The 12,580-nt window shown below is 33.6% G+C and carries 7 protein-coding genes and 1 tRNA gene; 3 read left to right on the top strand and 5 right to left on the bottom strand.

Features of this window, described 5'->3' with window-relative positions; translation table 11 throughout:
• Positions 1-66: 66 nt before the first annotated feature.
• Together VP395_RS15600 and VP395_RS15605 are read right to left on the bottom strand one after the other, a co-directional pair.
• Positions 67-150, bottom strand: a tRNA-Ser gene (locus VP395_RS15600).
• Between the two features lie 96 nt (positions 151-246).
• Positions 247-2,298 (bottom strand): HD family phosphohydrolase, encoded by a 2,052-nt coding sequence (locus VP395_RS15605; protein WP_346242961.1) that lies wholly within the window; start codon positions 2,296-2,298, stop codon positions 247-249.
• A 128-nt stretch (positions 2,299-2,426) separates the two neighbouring features.
• Between VP395_RS15605 and VP395_RS15610 the strand changes: the two genes are divergently transcribed.
• Together VP395_RS15610 and VP395_RS15615 are read left to right on the top strand one after the other, a co-directional pair.
• A complete protein-coding gene (locus VP395_RS15610; RefSeq protein ID WP_346242962.1) occupies positions 2,427-3,602 on the top strand; it encodes an acetyl-CoA C-acyltransferase in 1,176 nt (391 codons plus the stop codon).
• 129 nt (positions 3,603-3,731) lie between these two features.
• Positions 3,732-4,481, top strand: a complete 750-nt coding sequence (locus tag VP395_RS15615) for a C40 family peptidase (protein WP_346242963.1) — start codon at positions 3,732-3,734, stop codon at positions 4,479-4,481.
• A 171-nt stretch (positions 4,482-4,652) separates the two neighbouring features.
• On the opposite strand, the gene VP395_RS15620 is transcribed toward VP395_RS15615, so the two are convergent.
• Together VP395_RS15620 and gyrA are read right to left on the bottom strand one after the other, a co-directional pair.
• A complete protein-coding gene (locus tag VP395_RS15620; RefSeq protein ID WP_346242964.1) occupies positions 4,653-5,900 on the bottom strand; it encodes a tetratricopeptide repeat protein in 1,248 nt (415 codons plus the stop codon).
• Positions 5,901-5,917: 17 nt separating this feature from the next.
• Complete coding sequence (gene gyrA / locus VP395_RS15625; RefSeq protein ID WP_346242965.1) at positions 5,918-8,482, bottom strand: DNA gyrase subunit A; 2,565 nt, start codon at positions 8,480-8,482, stop codon at positions 5,918-5,920.
• Positions 8,483-8,839: 357 nt separating this feature from the next.
• Between gyrA and VP395_RS15630 the strand changes: the two genes are divergently transcribed.
• Positions 8,840-11,398, top strand: a complete 2,559-nt coding sequence (locus VP395_RS15630; RefSeq protein ID WP_346242966.1) for an ATP-dependent Clp protease ATP-binding subunit — start codon at positions 8,840-8,842, stop codon at positions 11,396-11,398.
• A 104-nt stretch (positions 11,399-11,502) separates the two neighbouring features.
• Here the strand turns inward: VP395_RS15630 and VP395_RS15635 are convergent, their stop codons facing one another.
• Complete coding sequence (locus VP395_RS15635) at positions 11,503-12,423, bottom strand: DUF6252 domain-containing protein (RefSeq protein ID WP_346242967.1); 921 nt, start codon at positions 12,421-12,423, stop codon at positions 11,503-11,505.
• Positions 12,424-12,580 lie beyond the last annotated feature (157 nt).

The raw sequence follows: 12,580 nt of genomic DNA on the forward strand, positions 1-12,580 counted from the left end.
CTCCTGCTCCCAAAGCAGGCGCGATAACCGGGCTACGCTACACCCCGAAGGTTATCTTAAAAATTGCGGAGAGACAGGGACTCGAACCCTGGCGACAGTTACCCGTCGACAGATTAGCAATCTGCTCCATTACCACTCTGGCACCTCTCCTAAAATTTTATTATGAACTTGTGCAATAAAATTGCGGTTGCAAATGTAGTATATACATAATAAGAACGCAACTATTTTATTTATTTTTTTTAAATATTATTCAGGGTATTCAATCCGCAAATGGTAAATATTTGCTAACTTGTGTTTTAGCACTTTTTTTATAGATTGAATTTCCTTAAAAGTAATGTTGGCATTTAAAAATTGTCCTCCTTCAATTTGTTTATTTATTATATTTTCAACAAAGGTATCAATTTTAGTAGAAGTGGGGTCCTTTAAACTTTTAGACGCTGCCTCAACACTATCACACATCATTAAAATAGCGGTTTCCTTACTAAATGGTTTAGGCCCAGGGTAACTAAAATCTAATTTATCCACATCATCAAAATCATTTTTCTCTTGCATATAAAAATAATAAACTACGCTTGTCCCGTGGTGGGTTCTAATAAAGTCTATAACTCTATCTGGTAAATTATATTTTTTAGCTATTTCTATGCCATCAATTACGTGGCCCGTTATTATTCTTGCACTTTCTTTAGATGATAGCTCATCGTGCGGATTGATTCCTGTAGATTGATTTTCGGTAAAATAGGTAGGATTTTTCATTTTACCAATATCATGGTACAAAGCACCTACCCTAACCAACATGGCGTTAGCACCAATTTCGTTTGCTGAAGCTTCGGCAAGGTTCGCAACATTTAAAGAGTGATGAAACGTACCAGGTGCTTTGTTAGAAAGTTCTTTTAAAAGTTTTGAATTGGTATCGGACAATTCTAAAAGCGACACATCGGAGACCAGTCCAAAAATCTTTTCATAAGCATAAATTAATGGTTGTACAAACAAGGTTGCGAGTCCACTTAAAACAAACCATATAAACATTTCCCACTCAATAGCATCTACACTACCTTCATGAATAACAAAAAATGCAAAATAAGCTACAATATATATGAGGGTAATTTGCCCTACGGAAATAAATAAATTGGCGCGTTTGTATAATTCTGAAACCGTTAAGATCGTTACAATTCCAGCTATAATTTGAAGAAACATATACTCGTAACTATTAGGTACTATAAACCCTAATAGCAGTACTGTAATTACGTGTGCAAACAAACCTAAACGGGCATCGAAAAATGCCTTAAATATTAATGGTAAAATACAAATTGGCACTACATAAATAAACTTTGAATCGTAATTTACAACCAAGGTTGTAATAAATATCATTAAAAAGATATTAAAGAAGATAAAAGTGACTTTGGTGTTGTTTTCAAACACTTCTTCTTTTCTGTACTTTCTTAAAAACAAAAGCAGCATTAATAAGGCCAAAGATACTAATAAGGTATAAGCAAAAAGTATCCAGTTGTAATTAGATTTACTCCAAACCTGAGATTCGTATTCAGACTGTAACGATTTTAAAATTTGATACTTATCTCCTTCAATTATTTCCCCTTTAGATATAATCAAAGTTTCCTTTTCAACACTTCCTCTTACGAAAGCCACTTTGTTTAATTCTTCTTGTTGTGCTTTTTCGGTAAACGATTTATCAAAGGTTAAATTAGGTTGAATCAATTCAAAAAATAATGATACGAAATTAGTTTTATAATTAGTTAATTTATGCTTTTGCAACACACTATTAATAACAGGTGTAACAGCGTCTTGTTTTATTAAATCTGAAAAAAAACCGTCTTGCTTTTTTACGCGTTCTTCAAGAATGGCAATAGCCCTATCTTCAGAAAAATTATAACTTTCATTTAAAACACCAAAAGCATAAAACTCAGAGATTATTTCTCTACCAACTTTATTTAAATTCTCTAAAGTTCTTTTTGGAATAGAATCAGAAAAAGCACTTTTAAACTGTAGCTTATATAACGTGTTTACTTTTGCTTCAACAGAATTGTCAACAGCAAAATATAAAATGGAATTATCAACAATGACTTGTTTTTCCGAAGCAATTTCAGCATCCGATTTCTTTATAGCAAAATTAAAAGGTGCATATAAATTTTCAGATTGCCAAGGCTTTCCTTTTTCAAAGTTATATTTAAACTTCCCACTTTTGGGAAACAAATACACAATTAAAAAAGTAGTACAAACAAATAATAGCCCTTTATAAATTAAGGAATGGTTTCTGTAAAGTTTATTTATAAAGTCTTCCATTTAATAAGTTAAGGAAAACCAAATGTAATAAAATTATAAGCCAATACCGTTTTTTATAATAATAGAATCGCTCTAATTTTTACTAAAAAATCATTATTTTCGCATACAACAAGTTTAATAATTATCTAATGAATAAAGAAGTAGTTATTGTTTCGGCTATAAGAACACCTATTGGTAGTTTTATGGGGGCACTTTCAACAATTCCTGCACCCCAACTAGGAGCCATTGCAATAAAAAGTGCTTTAAACAAAATAAACTTAAAGCCAGAATTGGTTGACGAAGTGCTGATGGGCAATGTGGTTCAAGCAGGAACAGGACAAGCACCTGCTAGACAAGCTGCTATTTATGCCGGCATACCTAACACAGTGCCTTGTACTACTGTTAACAAGGTTTGTGCCTCTGGCATGAAAGCCATTATGCAAGCGGCACAAAGCATAGCTTTGGGCGATGCCCATATTGTTGTTGCTGGCGGTATGGAAAACATGAGTTTAATTCCACATTATTTACACGCTAGAACTGGTACAAAATTCGGGCCTGCTTCTTTAATAGACGGCATGCAAAAAGATGGCTTAGTAGATGCTTACAACCAAAATGCCATGGGTGTTTGTGCCGATGCTTGCGCTACAGAATATAAATTTTCTCGTGAAGACCAAGATGCTTTTGCTATTCAATCGTACAAACGTGCTACAGCTGCTTGGGAAGCCGGTAAATTTGATAATGAAGTTGTACCTGTTGAAGTGCCCCAACGACGCGGAGAACCCATTATCGTTAGTAAAGATGAAGAGTTCACTAATGTGATTTTAGATAAAATTCCGCAATTACGACCAGCCTTCTCAAAAGATGGAACCGTAACTGCCGCCAATGCCTCAACAATAAATGATGGTGCTGCAGCAGTGGTTTTAATGAGCAGAGAAAAAGCGAACGAACTTGGTTTAAAACCACTTGCCTCTATAAAAAGTTATGCCGATGCTGCCCATGAACCTGATTGGTTTACTACCGCACCCGCAAAGGCGCTTCCTAAAGCTTTAGATAGAGCAGGAATTAGTTTAAAAGATGTTGATTTTTTTGAGTTTAATGAAGCTTTTTCTGTTGTTGGATTAGCTAACATGAAAATTCTTGGACTTAACGATACCAATGTAAATGTTAACGGCGGAGCTGTATCACTTGGACATCCACTTGGTTGCTCTGGTGCTAGAATCATCATCACATTGCTAAATGTTTTACAACAAAACAATGCTAAAATTGGTGCAGCAGCTATTTGTAATGGTGGCGGTGGTGCATCTGCAATTATTATAGAACGCTAAAACATTTATTATTTTTTATTGATTATTTTTTCAACATGGTTTTTTACTCTAAGTTTTTATTAAGAACATACTATTTATCTTTTGTAACATTTCAACATATAATTATCAATAAAATTAGCCAATAATTGTATGCTATACGGAATTTGTAATTTAAGCATTGTACCTCTTAGAAACGAACCTACTGATACTAGCGAACTTGTTTCGCAGGTTTTATATGGTGATATTTTTAAAATATTGGAACAACGGAAAAGTTGGAGTAAAATTAGACTTGCTTTTGATAAATATGAAGGTTGGATTGATAACAAGCAGCTATTAGAAATTAGCGAAGAACAATACCACCAACTATACAAAGAACCCCTTAAACTTTCGATTGATTTAGTTGAATTTATTGAAGACAACAACCAACAACTGCACCCTATATTGCTAGGTTCTTCGCTTAATGGCTTATCCATTTTAATTCACAAACACGATGGCACTGTAGTTGAAGGTAAAAAGCCGAAAGAAAACCTTATTAAGACTGCTTTTTTATATTTGAATTCCCCTTATTTGTGGGGTGGAAAAACTCCTTTTGGGATAGATTGCTCTGGTTTTACGCAAATGGTATACAAACTTAATGGCTATAAATTGTTACGCGATGCCTCACAACAAGCTACACAAGGCGAAGCTTTAAGTTTTATTGAAGAAAGTGAACCTGGAGATTTAGCATTTTTTGACAACAACGAAGGTATTATTACCCACGTTGGCATTATTATGAGTGATAATTACATTATTCATGCACACGGAAAGGTTAGAATTGACAGGTTAGACCACTCAGGTATTTACAATGTAGATAGAAAAATACATACCCATAAACTTCGGGTTATTAAAAAAGTCATTTAAGCTAATGACTTTGAAAAAAATCAATTTTGACTTTATCTGAAAAAATATTGAATTTTTTACATGTTTAGTAGCTCGTTGCATACACATAAAAACATATACGTTAAACGAAGCTGCTAAAACTTGAATAAAAAATGCCGCTAATAGCGGCATTTTTTATTCAAGTTTTAAATTTTATTGAGCTTCTAAAGCCTCAACTTTTGCTTTCATTTCATTATGCTTTGCGGTTTCACCAATAATACTATAAATATTCATTAACGTTTTTGCTGCACCTATGTTTTTAGAATCAATTTCTAGTGCCTTTGTTAAATAAGGAGCTGCACTTTTATATAAATCTTGGCGTTGTGCTCTTAACTCATCATAACGTAAATCATCTTTTTTTGAACTTCCTAAACCGTTCATTTCTTTAATCATACCTTCTTCTTTTGATAAAATTAAAGCCGCTAAATTTATGTAGGCATTAGTATACTGTGGGTCTAATTCTATTACTCTTTCGTAATAAGTTTTTGCTTCATCTGGTTGTCCAGACTCGCTTGCGATAACACCTAAGTTATATTGTAACTCTGGATTGTTTGGATCCATTTGAGTGGCTTGTTCTAACAAGGCTTTAAACTCTGAAGTGTTACCTAATTTATAGTGGATATTCGCTTCCGATAAAATTAAATTTACATCATCAGGACTTTCTGCTCTTGCTTCTTTAATAGCCCCTAAAGCCTTTTCATCTTCACCTTTGCTAATATAAATAAGCGCTACATTTTTTACAATTTCAGGTTTTTTAGACTCTGTAATTCGCTCTCCCGGATTGTTATGGCTCTTTGCTTTAACATAAAGATCGCGTGAGCCCTTTTCTAAAACTTCTTCTTCTCCTGTTTCAATATTTGTTGCAAAATATTGCTTTTCAATACCTGTATAACCTAATTGTTTTAGTTCTTCGTATAAATTTAAAGCTCTATCAAATTCTTGAACATTGACAGCTGTTGCTGCTGCGTAATATAGAAATAAGGTGTCCTTTGTACTTAATCTATAGGCTTTTTCAAAATAGTTGGAGGCTGTAGAATAATCTTTACCTTCATAAGATTTATTCCCTTTAGTTAATATACCATTAACCATGGTTTGTTTTAATTCTGAAACCTCTGAAGTAAACCCTTCTTTTACGTTTTCTAAACTTTTTAAAGCAGCATCAATATCGTTTATAGAACCTGCACCGCCAGCATATAAAGCTTCGGCGTTTAAATAATAATACTGTGATTTAAGTTTGTCATCCATAGAAGACATTAAAGCTTCCGCTTCTTTCAAAGCTGCTTTAGCTTCTGCATAGTTTTTCCCTGATATAGCTTTATCAGCGGATCTCAATTCTTTTTTTTGTGCAAAAGAAAATGCACTAACCGAAAATGCTAAAGCTATGATAATCTGTTTCTTCATTTTTTATAATATTTAATTTAATTTTCTGTGTTATTTTCGTCTAAGTTAGTATCAATAGTTGTGCCATCGTCTGGAGTTCCAGTGTTTTCAATACCTTCTTCAAATTCATCCACTTCATCTTCATCGTGCATTACCTTTGCAACAGCAGCAATAGAATCATTGTTTTTTAAGTTGATTAATTTAACACCTTGGGTCGCTCTACCCATCACCCTTAAATTTTTCACTTCTAACCTAATGGCAATTCCAGATTTATTAATAATCATTAAATCATCACTATCCGTAACACTTTTAATAGACACTAATTTACCTGTTTTTTCTGTAATAGAAATAGTTTTAACACCTTTTCCTCCACGGTTGGTTATTCTATATACCGGTTCTCCATCTTCTGGATCATCAATATAAGTACGTTTTCCATAACCGTTTTCTGAAACTACTAATACCGATTCTTCCTGTGGGTTTTCAATAGTTACCATACCAATTACTTCATCTTTCTTGTCCGCAAGCGTTATACCTCTTACACCCGATGCACTACGTCCCATCGGGCGTGTTTTGGCTTCTTCAAAACGAATGGCTTTACCAGATTTAAGCGCTAACATTACTTGGCTATTACCAGTTGTTAAGCGTGCTTCTAATAAAATATCGTCTTCTTTAATAGTAATGGCATTGATACCGTTTGTTCTTGGACGTGAATATTGCTCCAAAGACGTCTTTTTAACCTGGCCTTGTTTAGTAGCCATAATAACGTAATGACTGTTTATATAGTCTTCATCTTTAAGGTCTTGCGTACATATAAATGCTTTAACCGTATCATCTTGTTCAATGTTTATTAAATTTTGAATGGCGCGACCTTTAGAAGTTTTACTACCTTCAGGAATTTCATAAACACGCATCCAGAAACATTTTCCCTTTTGAGTGAAGAACAACATATACTGGTGGTTGGTACCAACAAATAAATGCTCTAAGAAATCTTCATTTCTAGTAGTTGAAGCTTTTTGACCAACCCCACCTCTATTCTGTGTTTTGTATTCGGATAATGATGTACGTTTAATATACCCCGCATGAGAAATAGTAATCACTACTTTTTCATCTGGAATCATATCTTCAATACTTAAATCGCCACCTGTATATTCGATAATTGAACGACGCTCATCTCCATATTTATCTCTTACAACTGTTAACTCATCTTTAATGATTTCCATTCGACGCTCTTTTTTATCTAAGATGTCTTTTAAGTCTATGATGAGTTTCATGATTTCTTCGTACTCAGAACGCAATTTATCTTGCTCTAAACCTGTTAGTTGACGCAAACGCATCTCTACAATAGCTCTGGCTTGAATTTCTGAAAGTTTAAAACGTTCAATTAAGTTTTCTCTAGCTTCATCAGCATTTGAAGATCCTCTAATTATTTTAATTACTTCATCAATATTATCTGAAGCAATAATTAATCCTTCTAAAATATGAGCGCGTTCTTCTGCTTTACGCAATTCATAAGTAGTTCTCCTTACAACAACTTCATGCCTGTGCTCAACAAAATAGTGAATTAACTCTTTTAAATTTAAAAGTTGCGGACGTCCATTTACTAAAGCAATATTATTAACACTAAACGACGATTGTAAAGCCGTGTACTTGAATAATTTATTAAGAACGATGTTTGGTATGGCATCACGTTTTAAAACATAAACAATACGCATACCATTTCTGTCCGATTCATCGCGAATGGTAGCAATACCGTCAAGTTTCTTTTCATTTACCAAGTCTGCAGTTTTTTTAATCATTTCTGCTTTATTAACTTGGTAAGGTATTTCTGTAACAATGATGCACTCACGCCCTTGAACTTCTTCAATATTGGCTTTTGCGCGTATTACAATCCTACCTCTACCCGTATGGAATGCTTCTTTAACACCATCATACCCATAAATAGTACCTCCTGTTGGAAAATCGGGGGCTTTAACGTGTTTAATTAACTCGTCTATTTCTATATCGTTATCTTCAATATAAGCAATGGTACCATTAACAACTTCTGTTAAATTGTGAGGAGGCATATTGGTTGCCATACCTACTGCAATACCAGAAGCACCATTAACTAAAAGCCCTGGAATACGAGTTGGTAACACTGTTGGTTCTTGCAAGGTGTCATCAAAATTCAATTTATGATCTACTGTTTCCTTGTCAATATCTGCCAACATATCCTCAGATATTTTACGCATACGCGCCTCGGTATAACGCATTGCTGCAGGACTATCTCCATCTATAGAGCCAAAGTTTCCTTGTCCATCAACTAACATATAGCGTAAACTCCATTCTTGAGCCATACGTACCATGGCATCGTAAACCGATGTATCGCCATGTGGGTGGTATTTACCTAAAACTTCTCCAACTATTCTTGCCGACTTTTTATGGGCGCCTGTTGCTCTAATACCTAGTTCGTGCATACCAAAAAGTACGCGTCTATGAACTGGCTTTAACCCATCTCTTACATCTGGTAAAGCACGTGACACAATGACCGACATTGAATAATCAATGTAAGCCGTTTTCATCTCGTCTTCAATATTAATAGGGATCAATTTTTCTCCTTCTGCCATAAATAATTTAATTAAGTTTTATGAGTTTTTCAAAACATGCTAATATACGTATTTCAATAGTTACGATAAATCATTGTATACCATTTTTTCGTGTTTTTTATTAACAATTACACATGCTTTTTTCGTTAATAAATATGCTGTGCAAAATTTTGATTTAATAAAGATTTTTTCGTCAATTAGCAACTTTCATGCGCAATTATTAATTGTTTTTTTAAAAGTCACATGGTATCGCTTTATTTTCTTTGGTGTTCTTTTTTTCAAAAAACTTCTTGTTAATGGCGATTTCACACATTTTAAGGTATAGTTTTTGCCGTTAGTAAAATGTTTTAGTATTTTTAATGCAGAAAGGAACTAACTATGGATGATAATTTTTCCCCAAGAGTAAAAGATGTAATTGCTTATAGCAAAGAAGAGGCATTGCGATTAGGTCACGATTTTATCGGGACAGAACACTTAATGCTTGGACTTTTACGCGATGGCGATGGCAAGGCTATTAATATTTTAAATGCGTTGGATGTTGATTTAAACCATCTACGACGTAAAGTAGAGATACTAAGTCCGGCAAATCCAAATATTGCGGTAGCCTCAAACCAGAAAAAGAACCTACATCTTACAAGGCAAGCAGAACGTGCTTTAAAAACAACGTTTTTAGAAGCCAAACTATTCCAAAGCACTTCTATAAATACAGCTCATTTATTACTTTGTATTTTAAGAAATGAAAACGACCCCACTACCAAGCTTTTAAATAAGCTTAAAGTTGATTACGACAACGTTAAAGAACAATTCAAATTTATGATAACAAACGATAGCGAATATCCCGATGTTTCGGGAGAACCAAAGGCAGAATCATTTCAAGATGATGATTCTCATACCGAAGACGATGCTTCAAAAGATATTTTTAATTCACCAACAGGCAAAACAAACAAAAAATCCAAAACGCCTGTTTTAGATAATTTTGGACGTGATTTGACCGTTTTAGCTGAAGAAGGCAAATTAGACCCTGTAGTTGGTAGAGAGAAAGAAATTGAGCGCGTTTCTCAAATTTTAAGTAGAAGAAAGAAAAATAATCCACTTTTAATTGGAGAACCTGGTGTTGGAAAATCTGCCATAGCCGAAGGTTTAGCACTTCGAATTGTAAAACGAAAAGTATCAAGAATTCTTTTCAACAAACGTGTTGTCACTTTAGATTTAGCAAGTTTAGTTGCTGGAACCAAATACCGTGGACAGTTTGAAGAACGCATGAAAGCCGTTATGAACGAGCTTGAAAAGAATGATGATGTTATTTTGTTTATTGACGAGATTCATACCATTGTTGGTGCAGGTGGAGCCACTGGAAGTTTAGACGCATCCAACATGTTTAAACCAGCTTTAGCACGTGGGGAAATTCAATGCATCGGTGCTACAACTTTAGATGAATACCGTCAATATATTGAAAAAGATGGCGCTTTAGAACGTCGTTTTCAAAAGGTCATTGTAGAACCAACTACTATTGCAGAAACTATTGAAATTCTTAACAATATTAAAGGAAAATACGAAGAGCACCACAATGTTGATTATACACCTGAAGCTATTGAAGCCTGTGTGAAATTAACAAGCCGATACATGACTGAGCGTTTCCTTCCAGATAAAGCTATTGATGCTTTAGATGAAGCGGGTTCTCGTGTTCACATCACAAATATTGAGGTACCAAAACAAATTATTGAGCTTGAAAAACAACTTGAAACCGTAAAAGAAACCAAAAATTCGGTTGTTAAAAAGCAAAAATATGAAGAAGCTGCAAAACTTAGAGATGATGAAAAACGCATTGAAAAAGAATTAGCCATTGCTCAAGAAAAATGGGAAGAAGACACCAAACAACACCGTGAAATTGTTACGGAAGACAATGTTGCCGATGTAGTTTCGATGATGACCGGCATTCCTGTAAACAGAATTGCACAGACTGAAATCAATAAATTAGCTGAACTTCCAAAACTTATTAAAGGTAAAGTTATTGGTCAAGACGATGCTGTTTCCAAAGTTGTAAAAGCCATTCAACGTAATAGAGCAGGACTAAAAGACCCCAATAAACCCATTGGTTCATTTATATTTTTAGGTCAAACAGGTGTTGGTAAAACACAATTAGCAAAAGTATTATCTCGCGAATTATTTGACAGTGAAGATTCACTTGTTAGAATAGACATGAGTGAATACATGGAAAAATTTGCTATTTCAAGATTAGTTGGTGCCCCTCCAGGATATGTTGGTTACGAAGAAGGTGGACAATTAACTGAAAAAGTAAGACGCAAACCTTACGCCGTAATTCTTTTAGATGAAATTGAAAAAGCACATCCAGACGTATTTAACATGCTGCTTCAAGTGCTTGACGATGGGTATTTAACCGATAGTTTGGGCAGAAAAATTGATTTTAGAAATACTATTATCATCATGACTTCTAATATTGGAGCTCGAAAACTTAAAGATTTTGGAACAGGAATTGGTTTTGGGACCGCTTCACAAAAAGCACAAGAAGATGCCAATGCGAAAAGTGTTATTGAAAATGCTTTGAAGAAATCGTTTGCTCCTGAGTTTTTAAATAGAATTGATGATGTGGTAGTGTTTAATCCTCTAGAAAAAGAAGACATCAACAAAATTATTGATATTGAACTTGGAAAACTTCTTTTAAGAATTAAAGATTTAGGTTACAACTTAAAACTAAGCGACAAAGCTAAAGATTATATTGCCGATAAAGGATTCGATAAACAATACGGTGCTAGACCTTTAAAACGAGCGATTCAAAAATACGTTGAAGATGCTTTGGCTGAAGAAATTATTACTTCGCATGTTACAGAAGGTGATAGCATTAATATTGATTTAGATGAAAAATCTCAAGAATTAAATATTAGTATTGAAAAGGCTGAGAAACCTGCTGAATCTTAATAAATTCAAAATCTTAAAAATAAAAAAAAATCCTGCATTTAAAATGCAGGATTTTTTTTATAAATGTAACAATTAAAAACTTTATTATTTTTTTACACCTCATTTTAAAAATAAGTTACATCAAAACTACCCTCTGTAATTTCATAACTTGCTCCCGTACTTAAAAAAGGGCTCGCAGTAAATTGGAAGGTTCCTATTATTCGTTTTTTAGCTTTGTCATGAGTAGATATTTTTAATATTCCAGTTCCTGTATTGATATCACTCATCGACCTATTATACAATGCCATAGGTGTACTAAAAGTATTAAATGTATATTCTCCTGGTAATATATTCCCATCTAAATTAAATCCAATAGTTTGAAGGTTGTCTTTAGTTGCAGAAATTCCAATAGTAGAAACGCCATTAAGGGTTTGAAATATACCTGCAATAAGATTTTCCTTAAATTCAACACCGTCAACTTTGGCAAAAAAGGTATTATTATTAGTATTTCCTCCACCTAAACTTGCTTCAAAAGAAACATTTGTAAAAACACCTTTAGTAAATTCTTTTGCTTTAGATATTGACGCATTCGTTCCTGTAAAATAAAATGTGCCAGAAATAGTTTTATCAATTTCATTTATGCCTGTTATATTTATCTCTCCTTGCGATACGTTTGCTTGAGAGAAAGCGACCCAACTACCAGATCCGGTATTATTAGCTTCAGTATATGCAGCTGCATTTGTTTCTAATGAATTATTGGTAACTCCTAAGGCATGTTTCCCTAATGAAGGATTAAATACCGTTAAAGTTAAAGCTTCTCCAGAATTCCCTCTAAAACCTGTTATATTAAAAACATCATTTAATAAAGTAGCTTGTATGTTATCGGCTTCATACGTTAATCCATCAAAATCAACTTTAAAAACACCTTGGTTTTTATTGCTTATGGCATCAGGAATTTCCCCTTCATATGGTTCAATATTGCAAGAAAAAATAATTATCGCTAAAATTGAAAAAATAAATATTGATTTAAAAGTAACCTTATTCATATAAATTGTTTAAATAAGGCAAACATAAATAATTTATATTAATTTTCAGACACTTTTTTAACTCTGATCAATAAAATAATTCCTGCTAAAAAGAACAGAAATAAAAATAGAATACCATTTCTCATACTACCAGTAATTTGGTCTATTGATGCAAAAA

Source organism: Mariniflexile soesokkakense (assembly GCF_039650365.1).
In the GTDB taxonomy this organism is placed as follows: Bacteria; Bacteroidota; Bacteroidia; order Flavobacteriales; family Flavobacteriaceae; genus Mariniflexile; species Mariniflexile soesokkakense.

Bases quoted from the DNA above. Each gene is read 5' to 3' on its own strand.
- VP395_RS15630 (WP_346242966.1), top strand. From the start codon at position 8,840: ATGGATGATAATTTTTCCCCAAGAGTAAAAGATGTAATTGCTTATAGC.
- VP395_RS15605 (WP_346242961.1), bottom strand. From the start codon at position 2,298: ATGGAAGACTTTATAAATAAACTTTACAGAAACCATTCCTTAATTTAT.
- VP395_RS15615 (WP_346242963.1), top strand. From the start codon at position 3,732: ATGCTATACGGAATTTGTAATTTAAGCATTGTACCTCTTAGAAACGAA.
- VP395_RS15620 (WP_346242964.1), bottom strand. From the start codon at position 5,900: ATGAAGAAACAGATTATCATAGCTTTAGCATTTTCGGTTAGTGCATTT.
- VP395_RS15610 (WP_346242962.1), top strand. From the start codon at position 2,427: ATGAATAAAGAAGTAGTTATTGTTTCGGCTATAAGAACACCTATTGGT.
- gyrA (WP_346242965.1), bottom strand. From the start codon at position 8,482: ATGGCAGAAGGAGAAAAATTGATCCCTATTAATATTGAAGACGAGATG.
- VP395_RS15635 (WP_346242967.1), bottom strand. From the start codon at position 12,423: ATGAATAAGGTTACTTTTAAATCAATATTTATTTTTTCAATTTTAGCG.